The 20,087-nt window shown below is 71.3% G+C and carries 21 protein-coding genes; 10 read left to right on the top strand and 11 right to left on the bottom strand.

Annotation, left to right across the window (positions count from 1 at the left end):
* Nucleotides 1–91 precede the first annotated feature (91 nt).
* From ASF49_RS15915 to sseA, 9 genes are all read right to left on the bottom strand, one after another.
* Complete coding sequence (locus ASF49_RS15915; RefSeq protein ID WP_056474864.1) at nt 92–895, bottom strand: succinate dehydrogenase iron-sulfur subunit; 804 nt, start codon at nt 893–895, stop codon at nt 92–94.
* Nucleotides 896–957: 62 nt separating this feature from the next.
* Nucleotides 958–2,778 carry a succinate dehydrogenase flavoprotein subunit gene (gene sdhA, locus ASF49_RS15910; protein WP_056474860.1) on the bottom strand — a complete coding sequence of 607 codons (1,821 nt, stop codon included), beginning with the start codon at nt 2,776–2,778 and terminating at the stop codon, nt 958–960.
* A 29-nt stretch (nt 2,779–2,807) separates the two neighbouring features.
* Nucleotides 2,808–3,221: a succinate dehydrogenase, hydrophobic membrane anchor protein gene (gene sdhD / locus ASF49_RS15905; RefSeq protein ID WP_056474848.1), complete on the bottom strand. Its 414-nt coding sequence runs from the start codon at nt 3,219–3,221 to the stop codon at nt 2,808–2,810.
* A gap of 12 nt (nt 3,222–3,233) precedes the next feature.
* Entirely contained in the window at nt 3,234–3,635 is a 402-nt protein-coding gene (gene sdhC, locus ASF49_RS15900; protein ID WP_056474844.1) for a succinate dehydrogenase, cytochrome b556 subunit, read from the bottom strand.
* Between the two features lie 168 nt (nt 3,636–3,803).
* The gene (locus ASF49_RS15895) at nt 3,804–5,123 is read right to left on the bottom strand and encodes an SLC13 family permease (protein WP_200930069.1); all 1,320 of its coding nucleotides are present in this window, start codon (nt 5,121–5,123) and stop codon (nt 3,804–3,806) included.
* Between the two features lie 100 nt (nt 5,124–5,223).
* Nucleotides 5,224–7,449: a glycosyltransferase family 2 protein gene (locus tag ASF49_RS15890; protein ID WP_056474837.1), complete on the bottom strand. Its 2,226-nt coding sequence runs from the start codon at nt 7,447–7,449 to the stop codon at nt 5,224–5,226.
* A 120-nt stretch (nt 7,450–7,569) separates the two neighbouring features.
* The gene (gene atzF / locus ASF49_RS15885; protein WP_056474835.1) at nt 7,570–9,375 is read right to left on the bottom strand and encodes an allophanate hydrolase; all 1,806 of its coding nucleotides are present in this window, start codon (nt 9,373–9,375) and stop codon (nt 7,570–7,572) included.
* A 219-nt stretch (nt 9,376–9,594) separates the two neighbouring features.
* A complete protein-coding gene (locus ASF49_RS15880) occupies nt 9,595–10,449 on the bottom strand; it encodes an urease accessory protein UreD (protein ID WP_056474832.1) in 855 nt (284 codons plus the stop codon).
* Nucleotides 10,450–10,458: 9 nt separating this feature from the next.
* Nucleotides 10,459–11,307 (bottom strand): 3-mercaptopyruvate sulfurtransferase, encoded by an 849-nt coding sequence (sseA, locus tag ASF49_RS15875; protein WP_056474829.1) that lies wholly within the window; start codon nt 11,305–11,307, stop codon nt 10,459–10,461.
* A gap of 192 nt (nt 11,308–11,499) precedes the next feature.
* Here sseA and ASF49_RS15870 point away from each other — a divergent pair, with 192 nt between their 5' ends.
* The 5 genes from ASF49_RS15870 to ASF49_RS15850 all read left to right on the top strand — a co-directional run bounded on the left by ASF49_RS15870 (nt 11,500) and on the right by ASF49_RS15850 (nt 13,958).
* Nucleotides 11,500–11,781: a hypothetical protein gene (locus ASF49_RS15870; protein ID WP_056474826.1), complete on the top strand. Its 282-nt coding sequence runs from the start codon at nt 11,500–11,502 to the stop codon at nt 11,779–11,781.
* Nucleotides 11,782–11,926: 145 nt separating this feature from the next.
* Entirely contained in the window at nt 11,927–12,181 is a 255-nt protein-coding gene (locus ASF49_RS15865) for a hypothetical protein (RefSeq protein ID WP_243214571.1), read from the top strand.
* Nucleotides 12,182–12,196: 15 nt separating this feature from the next.
* Nucleotides 12,197–12,550 carry a hypothetical protein gene (locus ASF49_RS15860; RefSeq protein WP_056474823.1) on the top strand — a complete coding sequence of 118 codons (354 nt, stop codon included), beginning with the start codon at nt 12,197–12,199 and terminating at the stop codon, nt 12,548–12,550.
* Between the two features lie 38 nt (nt 12,551–12,588).
* The gene (locus tag ASF49_RS15855) at nt 12,589–12,978 is read left to right on the top strand and encodes a tautomerase family protein (RefSeq protein ID WP_056474820.1); all 390 of its coding nucleotides are present in this window, start codon (nt 12,589–12,591) and stop codon (nt 12,976–12,978) included.
* A 203-nt stretch (nt 12,979–13,181) separates the two neighbouring features.
* The gene (locus tag ASF49_RS15850; protein WP_279292601.1) at nt 13,182–13,958 is read left to right on the top strand and encodes a prephenate dehydrogenase; all 777 of its coding nucleotides are present in this window, start codon (nt 13,182–13,184) and stop codon (nt 13,956–13,958) included.
* 16 nt (nt 13,959–13,974) lie between these two features.
* On the opposite strand, the gene ASF49_RS15845 is transcribed toward ASF49_RS15850, so the two are convergent.
* Complete coding sequence (locus tag ASF49_RS15845; protein WP_056474816.1) at nt 13,975–15,198, bottom strand: GNAT family N-acetyltransferase; 1,224 nt, start codon at nt 15,196–15,198, stop codon at nt 13,975–13,977.
* Nucleotides 15,195–16,613, bottom strand: coding sequence for a lipopolysaccharide biosynthesis protein (locus tag ASF49_RS15840; RefSeq protein WP_056474813.1), 1,419 nt, complete (start codon nt 16,611–16,613; stop codon nt 15,195–15,197). The genes ASF49_RS15845 and ASF49_RS15840 overlap by 4 nt, the downstream gene beginning before the upstream one ends.
* Before the next feature lie 400 nt (nt 16,614–17,013).
* Here ASF49_RS15840 and ASF49_RS15835 point away from each other — a divergent pair, with 400 nt between their 5' ends.
* The 5 genes from ASF49_RS15835 to ASF49_RS15820 all read left to right on the top strand — a co-directional run bounded on the left by ASF49_RS15835 (nt 17,014) and on the right by ASF49_RS15820 (nt 20,084).
* Nucleotides 17,014–18,504, top strand: a complete 1,491-nt coding sequence (locus ASF49_RS15835; protein WP_056474811.1) for a DEAD/DEAH box helicase — start codon at nt 17,014–17,016, stop codon at nt 18,502–18,504.
* Between the two features lie 160 nt (nt 18,505–18,664).
* Nucleotides 18,665–18,850 carry a YegP family protein gene (locus ASF49_RS15830; protein WP_056474807.1) on the top strand — a complete coding sequence of 62 codons (186 nt, stop codon included), beginning with the start codon at nt 18,665–18,667 and terminating at the stop codon, nt 18,848–18,850.
* Nucleotides 18,851–18,999: 149 nt separating this feature from the next.
* Entirely contained in the window at nt 19,000–19,293 is a 294-nt protein-coding gene (locus ASF49_RS15825; protein WP_056474805.1) for a hypothetical protein, read from the top strand.
* Nucleotides 19,294–19,481: 188 nt separating this feature from the next.
* Complete coding sequence (locus ASF49_RS24750) at nt 19,482–19,610, top strand: hypothetical protein (RefSeq protein ID WP_272481510.1); 129 nt, start codon at nt 19,482–19,484, stop codon at nt 19,608–19,610.
* 66 nt (nt 19,611–19,676) lie between these two features.
* Nucleotides 19,677–20,084 (top strand): acyl-CoA thioesterase, encoded by a 408-nt coding sequence (locus ASF49_RS15820; RefSeq protein WP_243214569.1) that lies wholly within the window; start codon nt 19,677–19,679, stop codon nt 20,082–20,084.
* The last annotated feature ends 3 nt before the right edge of the window (nt 20,085–20,087 follow it).

Genomic DNA, 20,087 nt, shown 5'->3' with positions numbered 1-20,087 from the left:
GGGGCGCGCGGTCCGATCGACCGCGCGCCCCTTCTTTCGTCCAGCCTCGACCGCGGGGGCCGAGACCGGGTTCGCCGAACCGCAGTTCGGCTCAGACCTCGCGGGCGATCATCATCTTCTTGATCTCGGCGATGGCCTTGGCCGGGTTCAGGCTCTTTGGGCAGGTGTTGGCGCAGTTCATGATCGTGTGGCAGCGATACAGCCGGAAGGGATCGTGCAGGGCGTCGAGGCGCTCGCCGGTGTTCTCGTCGCGGCTGTCGATCAGCCAGCGATAGGCCTGGAGCAGGGCCGCCGGGCCGAGGAAGCGGTCGCCGTTCCACCAGTAGCTCGGGCAGGAGGTGGTGCAGCAGGCGCAGAGGATGCACTCGTAGAGGCCGTCGAGCTGCGCCCGATCCTCCGGCGTCTGCTTCCACTCGCCCTCGGGCGCCGGCGTCTCGGTCTGGAGCCAGGGCTCGATCGAGGCGTGCTGGGCGAAGAAGTTCGTCAGGTCGGGGACGAGATCCTTCAGCACCGGCATGTGCGGCAACGGGTAGATCCGCACCGCGCCGGTCTTCTTGCCCTTGGCGTGCTCCTGGCATTCGTCGATGCCCATGGTGCAGGCGAGCGCGTTCTGGCCCTCGATGTTCATGGCGCAGGAGCCGCAGATGCCCTCGCGGCAGGAGCGCCGGAACACCAGGGTCGAGTCGACCTTGCTCTTGATCCAGAGCAGGGCGTCGAGGACCATCGGGCCGCAATCGTCCCGGTCGACCTGATAGACGTCGACGCGCGGGTTCTTCCCGTCATCGGGATTCCAGCGGTAGATCCGGAATTCCTGCAGGTTGTTCGCGCCGGTCGGCCGAGGCCAGGTCTTGCCCTCGGTGATCTGGGAGTTCTTGGGAAGATTGAACTGAGCCATGGTTTGGCGTGCCTAAATCCGTCTCGTGAGAACCAATCCGGGGAACGACGCGGGTCGTTGCCTCAGTACACGCGCGCCTTCGGCTCGATGTACTGGATCTCGTTCGACATCGTGTAGGTGTGGACCGGACGGTAATCGATGCTGACCTGCTTGGAGGTGTCGTCCATCCAGGCCAGCGTGTGCTTCATCCACTCCTTGTCGTCGCGGTCCGGGAAGTCCTCGCGGGCATGGGCGCCGCGGCTCTCCTTGCGGTTGGCGGCTGATTCCATGGTGACGACGGCCTGGCCGATCAGGTTGTCGAATTCCAGGGTCTCGAGGAGGTCGGTGTTCCAGATCAGCGAGCGGTCGTTGACGTGGATGTCGGGAATGCCGGCGGCGACCTTGTGGATGAGGGTCTTGCCCTCCTCCAGCACCTCGCCGGTGCGGAACACGGCGCAGTTGTTCTGCATCGTCTTCTGCATCTCGGCGCGCAGCTGCGCCGTCGGCGTGCCGCCGCTGGCGTAGCGGAAGCGGTCGAGGCGGCCGAGGGCCTTGTCGGCGGAGTCCTTCGGCAGCTCCATCTGGCGCGCGCCGGCCTCGACGATCTCGGCGCAGCGCAGGCCCGCGGCCCGGCCGAACACCACGAGGTCGATCAGCGAGTTCGAACCGAGGCGGTTGGCCCCGTGCACCGAGACGCAGGCGGCCTCGCCGAGCGCCATCAGGCCCGGCACCACCGTGTCGGGGTTGCCGTTCTTCAGGGTCAGCACCTCACCGTGATAGTTCGTCGGGATGCCGCCCATGTTGTAATGGACCGTCGGCAGCACCGGGATCGGCTCCTTGGTGACGTCGACGCCGGCGAAGATCTTGGCCGATTCCGAGATGCCCGGCAGGCGCTGGTGCAGGATCGCCGGATCGAGGTGGTCGAGGTGCAGGTAGATGTGGTCGCTGGACTTGCCGACGCCGCGACCGGCCCGGATCTCCATGGTCATCGAGCGGGAGACCACGTCGCGCGAGGCGAGGTCCTTCGCCGACGGGGCGTAGCGCTCCATGAAGCGCTCGCCCTCGGAATTGGTCAGGTAGCCGCCCTCGCCACGGGCGCCCTCGGTGATGAGGCAGCCGGCGCCGTAGATGCCGGTGGGATGGAACTGCACGAACTCCATGTCCTGCAGGGGCAGGCCGGCGCGCAGCACCATGGCGTTGCCGTCGCCGGTGCAGGTATGGGCGGAGGTGGCCGAGAAGTACGAGCGCCCGTAGCCGCCGGTCGCCAGGATCGTCATCTGGGCGCGGAAGCGATGGATCTCGCCCGACGCTTGGTCGATGGCGATGACGCCGAGGCAGCGGCCCTCCTCGTCCATGATGAGGTCGAGGGCGAAGTACTCGATGAAGAAGTTGGTGTGGTTCTTCACCGCCTGGCCGTAGAGCGTGTGCAGCATGGCGTGGCCGGTGCGGTCGGCCGCCGCGCAGGTGCGCTGGGCGGTGCCCTTGCCGTAATCGGTGGTCATGCCGCCGAACGGACGCTGGTAGATCTTGCCCTCTTCCGTGCGGGAGAAGGGCACGCCCCAGTGCTCGAGCTCGTAGACCGCGGCCGGCGCGTTGCGCACGAGGTACTCGATGGCGTCCTGGTCGCCAAGCCAGTCGGACCCCTTCACGGTGTCGTACATGTGCCAGCGCCAGTCGTCCGGCCCCATGTTGCCGAGCGAGGCCGAGATGCCGCCCTGCGCCGCCACGGTGTGGGACCGGGTGGGAAACACCTTCGAGATGCAGGCGGTGCGCAGGCCGGCCTGGGAGCAGCCCACGGTGGCGCGGAGGCCCGCGCCGCCGGCGCCCACCACCACCACGTCGAAGGTGTGGTCGTTGATCGTGTAGGCGGGAGCGCCGTTGCCGTTGGTTCCGTTGGTGGCCATGGGCTGATCCTTCGGGTTCGGGGTGCGGGTCAGACGAGCTTGCCGAGGCTGACGCGCAGGATCGCGTACAGGCAGGCCACGGCGACGACGACCGCGTAGAAATTATTGGCGAGCAGGCTCAGGAGCTTGAGCGTCCTGTCGTGGACGTAGTCCTCGATGATGACCTGCATCCCGATCCTCATATGGGCCGTGACCGAGATCACGGCGAGGATCAGGACCAGGGCCACCACCGGGTGCGACATCAGCGCGATGGCCTCCGGGTAGGGCCGGTTCGCCATCAGCGCGACGATGACCACGAAGGCCAGCATCAGCGGCGCGTTGGCGGCGGCGGTCAGGCGCTGGGTCCAGAAATGGCCCGCGCCGTGGCCCGAGGCCCCGAGGCCCTTCACCCGGGCGCGGGGCGTGCGCATGGTGACGTTGGTGTTCTGGCGGTTGTCGACCATCGCTCGGTCTCCTCAGCGCAGGGTCAGGGCGAGCGCCCAGATCAGGACGGTCAGGATCACGGAGCCGATCAGGGTCGCGCGGGCGAGGCCCATGCGCTGGGCACGGTCGAAGCCGTAGCCGAGGTCCCAGATGAAGTGGCGCAGGCCGCCCAGCATGTGGTGCATCAGGATCCAGGTGTAGACGAACAGCACCAGGCGGCCGACGATCGAGCCGAAGAACCACGAGACGGTGCCGTAGGCGGCCGGACCCGACGCGAGGGCCACGAGCCAGATCGCCACCAGGGCCGAACCGCCGTAGAGGGCCGTGCCGGTGATGCGGTGGAACACCGACATCGCCATGGTCCAGGTCCAGCGGTAGATCTGGAGATGGGGCGAGAGCGGCTGGGCGACCGTGGGACGGACGGTTGGAGCCATCGTGCTGAAGGTCCTCGACTGGGCGGCGCACCGGTTTTTGACAGGGCACCAAGAAAAATTTGGATCGTCTCTAAAGTGCTAGCGGGCAGGCGCCAATGCGCAACCCCGCTTCGCCGCAGCGCACATGCGACACAGGCGTCAAATCGTCATTCGGTTCGTGCCGCCTCCTCACAGCCACCCGAGGGCGCGCCACCAGAGATAATCCAGGGGTGCGACGACGAGGAGAGAGAGGAAGCCGGTCACCAGGGTCAGCTTGGTCGCCGCGCGGAGCGGCACCTTCCCGAGATCGACCGCGAGCACGATCGGCGGGGCCTGGTAGGGCAGGAACAGGGTCGAGTAGCCGACGACTTGGATCATCACCACAGCCATCAGGTCGAGGCCGCTCGCTCGCGCCATCTCGCCGGCCAGCGCCGTGTAGAGCGCCGGGGCACCATTGGCGGTGACCGCGACCGTGAGGATCGCCGCCAGCCCTGTCAAAATCCCGAAATTGTATCCCGGCGCGTCCGGCGTCAGCGGCGCGACGTGGAGGAGGGCGTGGCCCAGGCTGGCGCCGAGGCCGGTCTCGTTCACGGTGGCCACGAGGCCGAGGAGGGCGGCGACGTAGAAGCAGGTGCGCAGGTTCACCGCGCCGAAGGCCTCCGCCGGCAGCACGCCGATGCGGGGCATCAGGCAGAGGATCGCGGCGACGAGCCCGACCCAGGCCGGGGCGATGTGATGCAGGCTGTCGGTGACCCAGAAGGCGAGGGTGGCGGCCAGGATCACGGCAAGCCGCCGCGCCTCCGGGCGCAGGGGCTCCTTCGCGAGGGCGGCGCCGTTCTCCCCGCGGTCGAGCCGGTCGGGAAACAGCCGGATGATCGCCAGGACGAGGAGGACTCCCTTCACCAGGGCGAGCACCGGTGCGTGCAGCAGGAGATAGGGCAGGTAGGCGATGTGAAGGCCGTACTGCGTCTCGGCGGTGCCGGCCATCACGAGATTCGGCACGTTGGCGGGCAGGATCGCGGCCGAGAGGATCGGGGTGGCGAGGCCCACCGCCAGGACGGCGCCGTGCCGGCCCGGGCGCCCGGCTTCGAGGCCGAAGGCGTCGCAGAGGGCCAGCACCACGGGAACCAGCAGGGCGATCCGCCCGAGATTGGACGGCATCACGAAGGCGACGCCGAAGGACAGGGCGACGATGCCGGCGATGAAGGCCGGATAGGAGGCCGAGAGATGGCCCGACAGGCTTCGCGCGAGGCGGTCGCCGAGGCCCGAACGTGTCATGGCGAGGCCCACCACCATGCCGCTGAGGACGAGCCAGAACGCCGAGGAGGCGAAGCCCGAGAACACGGTCGCGGGGGGCGCGAGGCGAAACAGCATCGCCCCGGCGAAGAACAGCATCGCGGTGACGATCTCGGCGATGAGGCCGCTGGCCCAGAGGCCCATGCAGAGCACGAGCAGGAGCCCGGTCACCACGACCGTCGCCTCCCCGCCCATGAACGCCCCTGCCGGCATCGCCCGATTCCAATCCGCCCGTCCGGCGGGACAATGATCCTACCTTGGAGCCGTTCGCAATTCGGAGTTTTCCGATTCAGCCTTCGCGGGCTACGAAGGCTCAGAAGCGGGCCGGGTCGAGCTCGAAGGTCGGGGGCAAGGCCTCGAACCATTCGCCGTAATAGGGATCGCGCGGGAGCTTCTCCGCCCAGCGATCGCGAAAGCGCTGGTGCTCGGCCGGGTCCACCGTGCGGGCCCGGTTGCGGCTCTCGTAATGGTAGAGGCTCGCCTGGGCGCAGTAGACGCTGCGCAGGCCGCGCTCGCGCAGCCGGAGACACAGGTCGACGTCGTTGTAATTGACCGCGAAGCCCGCATCGAAGCCGCCGATGGCAACGAAATCGGCGCGGCGCACCATCACGCAGGCGCCGGTCACGGCGAGGTAGTTGCGGCTGCCGACCGTGGAAAAGAAGTGCCCGGGATCGTCGCCGGGATAGCCGCGGCGGACATGGTCTGGGGTGGCGTCGACGATCGAGACACCAGCATGCTGGATCTCTCCGGTCTCAAACAGGAGCTTGGGGCCGACGGCGCCGACGCCGGGGATCTGCAACTGCGCCAGCATCGCCTCGATCCAGTCGGGGGTGATGACGGCGATGTCGTCGTTCAGGAAGACCAGCACCGCGCCGCTCGCCTCGGCCGCGCCGAGGTTCATCTTGGCGGCCACGTTGAAGACCGGCTCGGACCAGGTCACGCGCCGGGCGCCGTGGCGGGCGAGGGCCGCCTCCGTGTCGGGGCGCAGATCGCCGTTGTCCACCACCACGAACTCGATCTCGGCATAGGTGCTGGTCGCGGCCACGCTGTCGAGGCAGGCGGCGAGGAGATCCACCGTCCGGCCGCCGACGGTGCTGTCGCGCCCGGCGGTGGGGATCACGATGGAGACGCGCGGGCGCTCGGTGAGCTTGCGCCGCATCTCGAAGCAGCCCTTGAACAGGCTGGAGCGGGCGAAGTCGAGTGCGCCGGTGCGCCGGGCGCGGTCCTCGAGGCCGCGGATCGCCGCGGCGACGACGTAGTCCTTGTTGTCCATGGTCTGGGCGGTGGAGCCCGGGATCGCGCGCCAGTGATAGAGCACCTTCGGCACGTGGACGACGTTGCGGACGTGCTCGGTGTAGCGCAGGACGAAGTCGTAATCCTGCGCGCCGTTGCATGCGTCGCGAAAGTCGCCGATCCGCGCCACGATGTCCCTGCGGTAGAGCGCCAGGTGGGCGGTGTACATGCAGGCTTCGAGGGCTTCGGGCGACCAGTCCGGCTTGAAGAACGGATCGTAGCGCACGCCTTCGATCGAGATCTTGTCCTCGTCGGAATAGATGAAGTCGACGGTCTCGTCGGCGTTGAGGATGCGGACGAACTCGTAGAGCGCGTTGTCGGGAATCGCGTCGTCGTGGTCCATCAGGGTCATGTAGTGGCCGGTCGCCAGCGCCATGGCGTCGTTCGTGGCGGCCGAGATGCGCCCGTTCGTGGTACGGCGATGGAGCTTGATGCGCGGGTCCTCCGCTGCGAAGGCCTGGAGCAGCGGCCAGATCTGCGGGTCCGGCGAGTTGTCGTCGCAGAGGCAGAGTTCCCAGTCGGGATAGGCCTGGGCCTGCACCGAGGCGATGGCGGCCTTCAGCCAGCGATGGGGGGTGTCGTAGACCGGCATGACGATCGAGATGCGCGGGCGCAGGCGAAAGCCCGCGATCTCGGCGCGCATGGCCGCGACTCCGAGGCGGCCGGGCGTCTCCACCTTGTCGATCCAGGCCGTGTAGGAGGCCGGCACCGGGCGCGGCCGGGCGCTGGCGCGGAAGTCCCGCCACGACTCGGCGGCGCCCTTCTCGCGCCAGGCGGAGCGGATGCGCGCGAGGATCCGGGCCGGCGCGCGCTCGGCCTCGGGCAGCGTGTTCACGAGGCGGCGGGCGGTCTCGGCCACGGCGCCGACCGGTCCGAGATAGGTCAGGGAGACGTCGCCGAGGCGGAAGCGCCCGGCGCCGCTCATCGGATCGAGGCGCAGGCCGCGGACCCGGCGGGGCAGATGCACGAGATTGTCGATGCCGGCGGCGTCGGCCTCCAGCGGAATGGTCAGCGTCTCGCGAAAGCCCTTTCCGTCATCGACGTAGAGGATCGGGACGAGCTTGGTGCGGTCCAAGGAGGTGAGGTCGGCGCGCAGGCGGACCCAGCCGCCGCGATGGCGCCGGCGTCCCTTCGGCGGCCAGAGGCGGAAATACGGGTCGGACCCGGTCGCGCGCCACGTGTCCGGGCTCCCGTCCGCCTCGATCTGGCTGAAGGCGTCGAGGCGACAGCGTAGGGTGCGCGGCAAACCCGGATCCTCTTCGATGCGGGCTCGGGGCCTGCCGAGCCGGCCGGCCGGTCGCCGGACCCGCAGCGCCCGGGGTTTAGGGCAAGGCCGCCGGCCCTCGCAAGGGCAGGCGGGTTCGCCTCAGGCGCGGCCCGCTGCGAGATAGGCGCGCCAGCCCCCGTGCCGGGTGATCTCCGGTGCGCCCGCGACGGCATGGGCCTCGCACAGGAAGCCCGAGACGGCTTCGCCGTCGGCGAGGGCGATCTTGCCGATCCCGAGGGGCGCGGGGATCGCGGCGGCGAAGCGCCCGAAAGCCGCCGGATCGAGGCCCCAGACCTCGACCTCCAGGCCGGGGCCCGCGAAGCCGGGCTCCCGCACGAGGCCGGGCTTCGGCGGCACGGTGCCGGGCAGGGCGTAGAGCCTATAATCGGGCGCCGTACGGGTCGCGCGCAGGAAGGTCGCGCCGAGCTCCCGGAGCTGGTGATTGAGGGTAAGGCCGGTGAGATGGGCGCCGACCACCACCAGGGGAATCTGCCCGGAGGCGCCCGGGGCGACACGGCTCTCCTCCGGCAACATGCCGGCCCGATCGACGCCCATGCCGCCGCCGAGGGTCCGATGCAGGGCATCGGCCCAGGGCGCCAGGGCCTCGTCGCTGAAGCCGGGGCCGACCAGCATCACCCCCGCCGGAAGGCCGTCCCGGCGGAACCCGGCCGGCACCGCGATGGCGGCCATCCCGAGCAGGTTGGCGAAATTGGTGTAGCGGCCGAAATGGCTGTTCCGGACGATGGGCTCGGCCTCCATCTCGGCCACCGAGTAGGTGGTCGGGGAGGTCGGCAGCAGCAGGACGTCGATCTCGGCCAGGATCGTGTCGGTGCGGCGCTTGCAGGCCTCGAACGCGTAGCGGCCGCGGAAGGCGTCGACCGCGCTGTAGCCGCGCGCCGATTCGGTGATCGCGCGCACGCTCGGATCCATCGCGGCGGCGTGGTCGGCATGGAACGCCTCGAGGGCGGCCAGCCGCTCGGCGACCCAGGGGCCGTCGTAGAGGAGGGCGGCGACCGCGCGGAACGGCGCGTAGTCGAACGGCACCGCGACCCCGCCGAGGCGCTCCAGCCGGGCGATGGCGGCGTCGTAGAGGGCCGCCGTCTCGGTGTCGCCGTAGAACGCACGCTCGGCCGGCGTCAGCACGCCGAAGCGCAGGCCCGCCGCCGGGAGCGGATGCGGGACCGCCCGACGCGAATAGGGATCGGCCGGGTCGAAACCCTCGGCGATCCGGCGCACGGCGACGCCGTCCCCGACGGTGGCAGCAAAGACGGTGATGCAGTCGAGGCTGCGGCAGGCCGGCACGAGCCCAGTGGTGCTCAGCGCCCCCGGCGTCGGCTTGATCCCGACGATGTTGTTGAAGGCCGCCGGCACGCGGCCAGAGCCGGCGGTGTCGGTGCCGAGGCTGAAACAGGCGAGCCCGGCCGCCACGGCCACGGCCGAGCCGGAGCTCGACCCGCCGGAGACGTAGTCGGCGTCGAAGACGCTGCGCGGGGCGCCGTAGGGCGAGCGGGTGCCGTTGAGGCCGGTGGCGAACTGGTCGAGGTTGGTCTTGCCGGTCACCAGGGCGCCCGCCGCCTTCAGCCGCCCCACCACCTCGGCGTCCCGCTCGGGCGTGTAGGCGAAGGCCGGGCAGGCGGCGGTGGTGGGCAGGCCCGCCACGTCGATGTTGTCCTTGACGGCGAAGGGCAGGCCCCAGAGCGGCAGGGAGTTCGGCTCCGGATGGGCCGCCATCAGGGCGCGGGCCGACGCGATCAGGTCGGCGCGCGCGACCGGCGTGATGAAGATCGCCGGGTCCGGCGAGGCCGCCATCCGCTCGGCAACGATCTCGGCGAGGCCGACCGGATCGAGGCGTCCGGAGGCGAAGGCCGCCCGCAGGCTCGCGATGTCCAGGATCGTGGGCAGCATGGGTTCCGGTCTCCTCGATCGCCGCGACGCGACACCATCGCCCCAGGGTCAGGCCGGGTCGGACCCGGCCTCCGCGTGCGAACACCCCCGAGCTCGCATTCTCCGTGCCGTGAGGGAACGCCCCGCGGCCGGTGCGCTCGCACGGCTCTGCGCGCGTCCGCCCCCGCCGCACCGAGCCGCCCGCGCACGAGCGCCCGGCGCTCTTCCGCCCATGGGGCCTCAGGTCTGCCAGACGCGGGGCAGGGGCCGCCCGCGATAGGCGGTCAGGGCGCGCTGCGCGACGGCCCGCAGGGCGTCCGGATCGCGGCCGAGAAGGCGCAGGACGAGGTGGCCGTTCCAGGCGCTGGCCGCGGCGGCGACGCCCGCCGCGCCGGTCGCGTCGAGGATGGCGCGGACCTCCTCCAGCCGCCCCTCCGCCGCGGGCGAGACGTCGAGCATCGTCGCCATCGCGCGGGCGCCGTTGCCGATCGCTGCGCGGGCGAGCTGGTCCGACAGGGCGCCGTCGAGGCGCAGGGTGTCGGCGTAGGCGAGCCGTCCGTCGCGGCGGATGCGCCAGGTGTCGCTGAGGTGGCCCCGCGTCATCGGCTCGTTGCGGGCGGTGCGCCCGAAGGTGATCGCCTCGAAGGCGAGGAGATGGGCGCCCGGCGCCAGATCCGCCTCGAACCGGCGGGCCAGGGCGGCCCGGTCGAACAGGATCGTCTCCTGCGGCAGGTGCGCGAGGCGGCCCCCGGCCCCCACGGTCACCGCGGTGGCGACGCGGCTCACCGGGCCGTCCGAGCGATAGACCTTCTCGGCCGCCGTGGTGGTCAGGGTGAGGTCGGCACCCGCGCCGACATCGGCCGTGACGCGGAAGGCATCGCCGCAGGCGATCCCGCCGGCGGTGTTCAGCAGGACCGCCTCGCAGGGACCCTTCGGGCGACGCGGCAGGCGCAGGCGCAGCGGGCCGCCCTCCGCGATGTCGAGGATGCGGGTGTCGTGCCCGTCCGCGCAGGCGACGCGCAGGTGGATCCGCCCCTGGGAGCGCTGGCGCTCCGGCGCGGCGACGGGGAGCGCCGGAGGGTCGGGGTTCGGCAAGGCGGCGTGTCAGGCCGGGCCGGTGGCGACCGGACGTTCGGGATCGGAACCCCATTCCGACCAGGAGCCGTCGTAGAGGGCGCGGGGCGGCCGCCCCAGGGTCTCCAGCGCCAGCCCGACGATGGCGGCGGTGACGCCCGAGCCGCAGGTGGTGAACACGGGCCTGCTCACGTCGACGTCGTTCTCGGCGAAGACCGCCCGCAAGGCCGGCTCGTCCTTCAGTCGGCCCTGGCTCTGCAGCGCGGCGTAGTGGACGTTGCGGGCACCCGGCATGTGGCCGGGCCGGACACCGGGGCGGGGCTCCGCCTCCTCGCCGCGGAAGCGCGCTCCGGAGCGCGCATCGACGACCTGGGCATTGCCCAATTCGAGGGCACGGGCAATGTCGCCGGCATCGGCCACCGCGCCGTGGTCGAGACGCGCGGTGAAGTGGCGGCGGGCGCGCGGGCGTCCCTCGCCCTCCTCGACGGGATAGCCCGCCGCGACCCAGGCCGGGAATCCGCCTTCCAGGATCTCGACGTCGCGGACGCCGAAGGTCTTGAGCATCCAGCGCACCCGCGGCGCCGAGAACAGGCCCATCCCGTCATAGACCACGATGTGGGCCCCGTCGCCGACGCCGAGGGCGCGCATGCGGGAGGCGAAGACCTCCGGGCGCGGCAGCATGTGGGGCAGGGGCGAGGTCTCGTCGCTCATCGTGTCGATGTCGAACCGGATCGCGCCGGGTATGTGCCCGGCGAGGTACTCGGCCCGGGCATCGCGGCCCTGGGCCGGCAGGTACCAGGACCCGTCGAGGATCACGATATCGGGCGCGCCGAGGCGGGCCTGGAGCCATTCGGCCGTGACAAAGGGCGTCGTCGCCATGGATTTCTCTGTTCGATGGGCCGGAGAGGGTCCGGCCGGGAGTCGCGTTCGGGCGGTGCGGCCACCAAACCACATCCCGCCGCGGCTTGCACCCTGCCCGGACGGGAATGCGATCTGAACCGGCCCTTCCCGAGCCGCGTTGGTCCCCGGAGACGATCCTTCGCAATCCCTTTCCGTCAGGAGACCGGTGCCATGCGCATTCCGACCCTCATCCTCGCCAGCACCGTCGGCCTCGCCCTGGGCGGCGCGGCGCAGGCCCAGACCTCCGTGACGGGGGGCGGCGCCAGCACGATCAACGGCTCCGGCAGCAGCATCGGCAGCAGCACCTCGGGCTCGCCCGCGACCACCGGCACGGCGCCGGGTGCCGGCGCCGTGCGCAACCCGAACGCCGCCCCCCTGCCGAGCGCGGGCCGCGCCATCGCGCCCGGCACCACCGCGCCGGGTCCGGCGCATTCCGGCGCATCGTCACGCTGAGTCGCGATCCACGCATTCGGAAGGCCGGGCCGCGATGCCCGGCCTTTTTCGTCGCAACCAGGCCCGCCGTGGTGCCGAGGGTGATGCCAAGGCGCGCCGCCTGCGGCTATGGATGGTCGGACCATGCCAGCGTGATGGAGCCGCCGTGAAGCCGCGCGAGACTTACCACATCGAAGTGCTCGCCTCCGAGGACGAGGCCGGCGCGCGCGGCGAGGACACGGTGAGCCAGCGCATCTCCGTGCGCACCTTCACCGTCGAGGCCGCCAAGGAGCGCGCCCTGACCCTGTTCGCCCGGGCGCGCGCGCCGCAGCGCAGCGGCGCCCCGGCCGAGGCCGTGCGGGTGATCGACGGCGCGGGCACGGAGGTGTTCCGCTGGAGCCGGTTCGACGAGCCGGCCTGACGGAACGAGCACGCCATGCGCGCCCTGATCCTCCCCGGCCTCGTCCTGCTCTTCGCGGCCCTGTTCGTGCGCAGCTACACGGTGCCCCCGGCACCGGACCGGCGCGGCGGCACCACGGTGTCGCTCGCTTGGCCGAACCGGCCGGTCTTCGGCAGCCCGCGGGCCGACTGCATCGGCCTCCCGGCAGGCGATTCGGTGATCGCCTGCCTGATCGGATCGGTGTCCCGGGCGCGCGCCGACGGCATTCCGCTGATGCAGCTCGGCTTCTGCCCGACGTGCTACTCCCTATCGCAGCGCGCCGCCGCCCTCGGCCGCGACGAGGCCGCCGTGCAGGCGCGCCTCGGCGAGATCGCCCGCTTCGGCTGGTGAGGCCGGATGGGCCGACGCAAGCCAGCCTGGAGACCGCGATGCCCCTCGTCCGCATAGACCTGAACCGCTCGGCACCGCCTGACCGTGCCCGGATCGTGGGCGACGTCGTGTATGCCGCGATGCGTGCCGTCGCGAACGTCCCCGAGAACGACAAGTTTCAGATCGTCACCCGCCACGAGGCGGGGGAGATCGTCGCGCCGGAGGCGGGCTACCTCGGCGTCACCTACACGGACGACCTCGTCATCATCCAGATCACCTGGAACGCCGGACGCTCGGTCGAGGTCAAGCGCGCCCTCTACCGGCAGATCGCCGACGGCATCGCCGAGAGGGCGGGCATCCGGCGCGAGGACGTCTTCGTCAATCTCGTCGAGGTGGTGAAAGAGAACTGGTCCTTCGGCAACGGCGAGATGCAGTACGCGCCGGCCTGACGGGGCCCCCGCATTGACGCCGAGGCCGCTGCGCCCCTAGAGAGGCGCCACCATGACGACCGTCCTTCGCCCCACCTCGTATCCGGCGCCGCATCCTTAGCGGCGCGGGGCTCGTCATGTCTCAACCGCTGCGTCGTCGGCGGTTGCTCTCTCTCCAGGACTCGACCGTCGACGGCCCGGCTTCCACCGAGGTCGCGTCCGTGCTGTCCCATCCCTGTGTGAATTCCCGTCCCGGCCTCGGCCTGATCGGCTACGGCGCCTTCGGCCGCCTCGTGGCGCATCATCTCGCGCCGTTCTTCACCGTTCACGCCTACGATCCGGCGATGCCGGCCGAAGCGGAGGCCGGCGTGGTCGCCGGCTCCCTGCGCGCCGCGGCCGGCTGCCCGGTCGTGATCCTGGCGGTGCCCGTCCCGGCGATTCCCGGCATCGTCGCGGAAATCGGCCCGCATCTCCGCCCGGGCGCCCTCGTCCTCGATGTCGGCTCGGTGAAGGCGGTCGCCGCGGCGGCGATGCGCGACGGACTGCCGGAGCACGTCGCCATCGTCGCGACCCACCCGTTGTTCGGGCCGCAGAGCGCCCGCGACGGGATCCGGGGCTTGAAGATCGCGCTCTGCGAGGTCCGCGGCGGCCGGACCCGCGACGTCGCCGCCTTCCTGCGCCGATGCCTCGGCCTCGACGTCATCCTGACGACGCCGGAGGCCCATGACCGGGACGCCGCGGCGGTCCAGGGCCTGACCCACCTCATCGCCAGGGTGATGGTGCGGATGGAGCCACTCCCGACGCGCATGACCACCCGGAGCTTCGACCTCCTGATGCAGGCGGTGGAGATGGTGCGCCACGACGCGCCGGAAGTCTTCGACGCCATCGAGCGATCCAATCCCTTCGCGGGCTCGGTCCGCCGCCGCTTCGTCACCGAGGCGGCCCGGCTCGCCCAGGACCTGTCGGAGGAGGGGAACGGTTCGGCGGCGCGGGCGGCCTGAGGCGGCGCGGGCACCGTCAGGCGTCCGGGTCGGGGGCCCGCTCGGCGGCCTTGCCCGAGACGCGGGCGCGCAGGCGGTCGCGCCAGGCCTTCAGGCGCAGACTGGCCTCGGCTCGCCAGCCTTCGAGGCGGGCCGCGAGGGGAAACAAGCGGTCGCCGCCCGGCGCCTCCACGAGGATATGGGCGAGGGCCAGGCGCTCCGTCCAAAAGGTCTCGGGCAGGGGATAATGCGGCGGCGCGCAGGAATCCGCGCGGGTCAGGGCCGGGTCGGCGACGACGGCCTGGGTCAGGCGATGAAAGGCGAGGGCGCCGGGCGAGTGCCGGGCGACGGCGGAATCGTAGGAGATCTTCAGGCTCCAGAGCTGCCCGCGCGTGGTGAAGCTGACGACGGCGGCCAGGGTGCGGCCCTCCCGGCGCAGGCGGTCGATGCGAACGGCGCCGCGCGCGCCGAAGCGGGCCGTGAAGGCCCGCATCATCCGGGTCTGGATCGCGTCGTCCGCGATGGCGGTGCCGCGCGCGCCCTTCCAGCCGGCGCCCTCCAGGGCGATGTAGTCGTCGATGGCCGCCGGCAGCGCCGCCGGATCGCGGATCGTCTCGAAGGTGACCGGGCCGTCCGCGCTCAGGCGGTCCCAGGCCTGGCGTAGCTTGCGCTGCTTGCGGGAGGACAGGTGCCCGAGATAGGTCGCGCGCCCGTCCGCGTCCCGGTCGGTCAGGTCGAGGAAGGCGCGCTCATGCGCCCAGAAGCGGGCATGGCGCAGGGCGTGGCGGTCGAGCCAGTCCGACAGCAGGTCCGCGAAGGGGCCGGCGGTCGGCACATGGGTCAGCATCAGGCGCGGGCCGACGAGGCGGCGTAGGCCGAAGACCAGCGCGTCGAGGGCGCGCGCCGGCTCGGCTCCGTCGAGGAGCGGCGCGCCGAAGATGCCGAAATCGTGCATCCAGCCCATCGCCAGCAGGAGGGGCAGGCCCCAGCGCCAACGCCTGACCTGGACGGGCCAGACGCCGAGCAGCCGCAGGCCCGGCTCCTCCGGGAGCCGGTCGCCGACCAGCGCGACCTGCACGTCCCGGCCGAAGGCGTCGGCGGCCGGCAGGGCGTAGTCGGGATCGTAGAACAGGTTGTCGAGGAGGGGCCGGCGGCCGAGGTCGTGCCAGGCCGCGACCCAGGGCGCATCGGCCTGCAGAGGGCGCAGGGCGACGACGAGGCCGTCGGGCGTCACGATGCTGCGCGCGGCGGTCCTGGTCACGAGGCGGCTCGCTTGAAGCGGCGGGCCGCGAGGTCGGCGACACCGAGGATGTTGAACGCCCAGGCCGTGCCGGCCGAGACCGCGGCGAGGCAGGCGAGGCGCAGGCCGAGGCTGAGGCCCGGTGCGAGGGGAAGCCGGTCGAGCCCTGCGATCGCGGCGGCGCAGGCCAAGGCCAGACCGGCGATCACCGCGAGGTCGCGCAGGGGGACCGGCATGCGGAAGCGCTCCCGGGAACCGAGGACGAAGACCAGGCAGGCCAGGCCCTGGCCGGTCGCCATGGCGATGGCCGCGCCCTCGACGCCATAGCGAGGAATGAGCACGGCCGAGAGGCCGCCGATCGCCACGAGGAGCGTCACCGAGGCGACCGCGTCGAGGTGGCTCTTCTGGGTGAAGTAGATCACCTGTCCGAAATAGTACGACCGGAACATCTGCAGGATGCTGGCCGCCACCAGCAGCGGCGCCACCCGCAGGGCGGTCTCGCGGTAATCCGGCCCGAGCAGCAGGGTGACGAGGATGCCGTCGAAGGCCAGGAAGAACACGGCGCCGAAGGCCGCGATCACCGTGAGGAGGCGGATGGCATCCTCCAGCACCGGGCGGGCCGCCGCGATGCCGCCGTCCCGGGCGTCCCGCTTGGCGATGGAGATCAGCGCCAGGGCGACGCTGTCGCCGAAGACGACGAAGCTCTGGCGCAGGAAATCGGCGAAGGCGCCGTAGGCGCCGAGTTCCGACACGCCGATGCTGGCGCCGATGACGAGGCGGTCGGCGGTCTGCGCCAGGGCGGCGGCCCCGAAGGACAGCACCAGGGGCCAGCCATAGGCGAGGAGGCCGCGCGCCTCCGCCCAGCTGCCGCCGCCCCGCAGCAGGCCGCGGATGACGGAGAGGGTGGGCAGGGCGGCGACGATGTTGGCGCCCGCGGTGGCCAGGAGCAGCGGGATCGCGCCGCCGCCGAGGAGGAGGGCGGTGCTGCCGAGAGCCAGGACCAGGCTGGCACGCAGCACCACCGACAGGGCGACCGCGCCGACCTCGAGCCGCGTCCGCGCGATCTCGGCGGCGCCCTCGAAGGCCATCATGCCGAAGACGGCGATGAAGATGGCGAGCGCCGCGAGCGGATCGAGGAGCCCGAGGCCGGCCGCGCCGGCCGCGATCACCGCCGCCAGGGTCACCATGGCGCCGAGGAGACGCACCACGGTGCCGACCTGCAGGATCGCCCGGTCCTCCGCGTAGAGGGCGAAGAACGAAAATTTCGGCCACTGGCAGGTGGCGCTGTAGAGCACCAGCGCCCAGGACAGGGTGAGCAGGTAGAGCCCGAACACGTCCGTGGGCGCGAGCCGGGTGAACACCGCGAGGGCGCCCATGTTCAGGCCGGCGGCGACGCCCCGCGAGCCGACATAGGTGAGGGTGTGGCGCGCGATCATCCGGACCCGTGAAGCGCCGGGCGGCCCGGCTCCCGGCACGACGTAACACGCCAGTGTTGCCGCGGCGTCAATCCATTCGCCGGGCCAACGCCGCGACCGGACGGCGACGACCCGCGCCCCGCGCATGTCCTCGACCGCGGCCATTGACTTCGCAGGCGCGAAAGCTCATATCGCAAGTGCAGCGTCAGCGGCCGTCATGGTTCCGCTTGAGAGGGCTGCGTGACGGATTGCCGGATCGCTTCTGCGGGCCCCGCGCGACCTGAGCCCCTCTCTTCAACGTGCATGCACCCGGACTGCCCCGGCACGCGGGCGGCTCCAGCTCAACGGACCGACCAATTTCTCGACGATTTCCCTCGCCACGAGGGCGTCCGGCGCGGTCCCGCTGCCTGAAAGTTACTCCTTGACCCAATTCACCGATTTCGGCCTCGCCCAGCCCGTGCTGCGCGCCCTGGAAGAGGCCGGCTACAAGAGCCCGACCCCGATCCAGGCCCAGGCCATCGCTCCCGCCATGCAGGGCCGCGACCTCTGCGGCATCGCCCAGACGGGCACCGGCAAGACGGCCGCCTTCGCGCTGCCGATCCTGCACCGCCTCGCCGAGACCCCGCGCCGGCCGATTCGCCGCGGCTGCCGCGTGCTGGTGCTCTCGCCCACCCGCGAGCTCGCCAACCAGATCGCCGAGAACTTCTCGGATTACGGAAAATACCTCTCCTTCACCAATACGGTGGTGTTCGGCGGCGTCACCATCTCCCGCCAGGAGAAGGCGCTGGCCAACGGCGTCGACATCCTGGTCGCGACCCCCGGCCGCCTGATGGACCTCATCGAGCGCCGCTCGCTGACCCTCGAGGCCGTCGAGATTCTCGTCCTCGACGAGGCCGACCAGATGCTCGACCTCGGCTTCATCCACGCCCTGAAGCGCATCGTGAAGATGCTGCCGAAGGAGCGCCAGAGCCTGTTCTTCTCGGCCACCATGCCGAAGAACATCGCCAGCCTCGCCGACCAGTACCTGCGCGATCCCGTTCAGGTCGCCGTGACCCCCGTGGCCACCACGGCCGAGCGCGTGACCCAGGAGGTCATCTTCGCCCATACCGGCGCGAAGCAGGCCCTCCTCAACCACATCCTGCGCGATCCGGCGATCGAGCGCGTCCTCGTCTTCACCCGGACCAAGCACGGCGCCGACCGCGTCGTCCGCGGCCTGGAGAAGGTCTCGATCAACGCCTCGGCCATCCACGGCAACAAGTCCCAGCCGCAGCGCGAACGGGCGCTGGCCGCCTTCAAGGACGGCTCCTGCCGCGTGCTCGTCGCCACCGACATCGCCGCCCGCGGCATCGACGTCGAGGCGGTAAGCCACGTCATCAACTACGACCTGCCGAACGTGCCGGAGAGCTACGTCCACCGCATCGGCCGCACCGCGCGCGCCGGGGCGAACGGGCTCGCGATCTCGTTCTGCAACGACGAGGAGAAGGCCTACCTGCGAGACATCGAGCGCACCACGCGCCAGAAGATCCCCGTGGCGGGCTTCCCCGAGGGCTTCAGCCCGCCGTCGCGCCAGGAGGCGGCGGACAACGCCCAGGCCGAGGAGCGCCGTCCGGCGCCGAACGGCCAGCGTCCCGGCCAGCGCCAGGGCCAGCGTCCGAGCAGCCGCCCCGGCGGCCGTCCCGGCCAGGGCCGCGGCTTCGAGGGTCGCGGCGGTGAGAATCGCGGCTCCGGTCGCCCGAGCCGTCCCGACGGCGCCGCCCGTCCCCAGGAGGGTCGCGGCGACCGCCGTCCCGCCGGCGGCCAGGGCGAGAACCGCGCGGAGCCCCGCGGCGAGCAGCGTTCCCGCGGTCCGCGTCCGCAGGGCAGCGGCGAGGGTCGCGCCATCGGCTGGCTCGATCGCGGCCCGCGCTCCTGAACCCATTCGCTTCCGCTGAACGTCGCGCCGTCCCGGATCTCCGGGGCGGCGTTTTCGTGTCCGCCTTCCCTCGACGTCGCCGGGGCATTGCCAGGGCGACGCGCAGAGCCATCTCAAGGCGGTGCGGACGGCTGGTCCGGCAGCTTCGGAGGCGAGGGCGATGCGGTTTGAACTCTTCCGGGATTCCGCCGGCGGCTGGCGGTGGCGCCTCCGGTCCCAGAACGGCAACGTCGTCGCCGATTCCGCCGAGGCCTATGTCCGCCGCGAGGATTGCGAGCACGGCATCAGCCTCGTGAAGGGCAGCGCCACGGCGCCGACCGTCGACATGACCCTGAAGATCGCCTGACAGGGCGGGGCAGGGCTTCGTTGACCATGAGCGGAACCTTGGCCGCCATCGGGGAAACGCTTTCGGCCCTCGTGCGTTTGCTGCATCCGGGCCTCGCGACGAGGGATACCGGTGTGTCGAGACTCGACAGAATTCAGGGAGTTGAGAACGTGCTGAGGAAACTCGTGCTGGCCGCGCTGCTGGCCCTAGGCTTCGCCGCCACCGCGCCACAGGGCGCTTCGGCCGCCCCCATCGGCCCCGCCCTCGCCCTCCAGAGCGAGGCCGCCCCGGCCACCGTGCAGACGGTTCAGTATTACGGCTACCGCCGCCGCTTCTACGGCCCGCGCCGGTTCTACGGCCCGCGCCCCTTCTATGGCCGCCGCTTCTACGGCCCGCGTCGCTTCTACGGCCCGCGCCCCTTCTATGGCCGCCGCTACTACGGCCCGCGTCGCTTCTACTACTAAGGTCTCGGCGGCGTCCGCCCACGGACGCGCCCTTACGCTCGGCCCGGCCCTCGTCGCGACGAGGGCCGGGCCGTTCGCGTTGATGGCACTAAATTTCTGTCCGATGGCTGTGAAGCTCCGGCACCATGCGATAAGTTGCAAGGAGCGAGACGGCCGGCGCCAGATCGGTCCGCTCCGGAGGACACGTCATGAAGGCTCTCGCGGCCCGCCACGCGCCATCGCCCGCGCTCTGGGAATCGATTCCCCTCGAAGTCTTCCTCTCCGCCTTCGCGGTGATCCTCGCCGGCGCCCTCAGCTATGTCGGCCTGATGCCCTGACGGCTTGGCGATACCTCGGCAACGCGCCCGGTATCGTCCTAGAGTGGAATCGGTGGGGGACGGGACATGAGCGGGATCATGGCGGAGATGGACGAGGCGCGGCGCCCGAGCGGCGAACTGACGGTACGCACCATCGCGATGCCGGCCGACACCAACGCCAACGGCGACATCTTCGGCGGGTGGGTGATGTCGCAGATGGACCAGGCCGGGGGAATCGCGGCGGTCGAACGCTCGCAGGGGCGGGCGGTCACCGTGGCGGTCAATGCCATGACCTTCATCCGGCCGGTCCGCGTCGGCGACGTGCTCTGCGTCTACACCCGGATCGACCGGGTCGGACGCAGTTCGATGAAGATCGAGGTCGAGGCCTGGGCCCGGCGCTTCCGCACCCAGTTGCGCGAGCAGGTGACCGAGGCGACCTTCACCTTCGTGGCGATCGACGACGAGGGACGACCCCGCGCCATCGCGCCGATCTGAGCG

Source organism: Methylobacterium sp. Leaf104 (assembly GCF_001422885.1).
In the GTDB taxonomy this organism is placed as follows: domain Bacteria; phylum Pseudomonadota; class Alphaproteobacteria; order Rhizobiales; family Beijerinckiaceae; genus Methylobacterium.
This window is presented reverse-complemented; position numbering and strand designations above follow the sequence as displayed.

Excerpts from the sequence above, each read along its gene's own strand:
- ASF49_RS15915 (WP_056474864.1), bottom strand. The coding sequence starts at position 895 with ATGGCTCAGTTCAATCTTCCCAAGAACTCCCAGATCACCGAGGGCAAG.
- sdhA (WP_056474860.1), bottom strand. The coding sequence starts at position 2,778 with ATGGCCACCAACGGAACCAACGGCAACGGCGCTCCCGCCTACACGATC.
- sdhD (WP_056474848.1), bottom strand. The coding sequence starts at position 3,221 with ATGGTCGACAACCGCCAGAACACCAACGTCACCATGCGCACGCCCCGC.
- sdhC (WP_056474844.1), bottom strand. The coding sequence starts at position 3,635 with ATGGCTCCAACCGTCCGTCCCACGGTCGCCCAGCCGCTCTCGCCCCAT.
- ASF49_RS15895 (WP_200930069.1), bottom strand. The coding sequence starts at position 5,123 with ATGCCGGCAGGGGCGTTCATGGGCGGGGAGGCGACGGTCGTGGTGACC.
- atzF (WP_056474835.1), bottom strand. The coding sequence starts at position 9,375 with ATGCTGCCCACGATCCTGGACATCGCGAGCCTGCGGGCGGCCTTCGCC.
- sseA (WP_056474829.1), bottom strand. The coding sequence starts at position 11,307 with ATGGCGACGACGCCCTTTGTCACGGCCGAATGGCTCCAGGCCCGCCTC.
- ASF49_RS15870 (WP_056474826.1), top strand. The coding sequence starts at position 11,500 with ATGCGCATTCCGACCCTCATCCTCGCCAGCACCGTCGGCCTCGCCCTG.
- ASF49_RS15860 (WP_056474823.1), top strand. The coding sequence starts at position 12,197 with ATGCGCGCCCTGATCCTCCCCGGCCTCGTCCTGCTCTTCGCGGCCCTG.
- ASF49_RS15855 (WP_056474820.1), top strand. The coding sequence starts at position 12,589 with ATGCCCCTCGTCCGCATAGACCTGAACCGCTCGGCACCGCCTGACCGT.
- ASF49_RS15840 (WP_056474813.1), bottom strand. The coding sequence starts at position 16,613 with ATGATCGCGCGCCACACCCTCACCTATGTCGGCTCGCGGGGCGTCGCC.
- ASF49_RS15830 (WP_056474807.1), top strand. The coding sequence starts at position 18,665 with ATGCGGTTTGAACTCTTCCGGGATTCCGCCGGCGGCTGGCGGTGGCGC.
- ASF49_RS24750 (WP_272481510.1), top strand. The coding sequence starts at position 19,482 with ATGAAGGCTCTCGCGGCCCGCCACGCGCCATCGCCCGCGCTCTGGGAA.
- ASF49_RS15820 (WP_243214569.1), top strand. The coding sequence starts at position 19,677 with ATGAGCGGGATCATGGCGGAGATGGACGAGGCGCGGCGCCCGAGCGGC.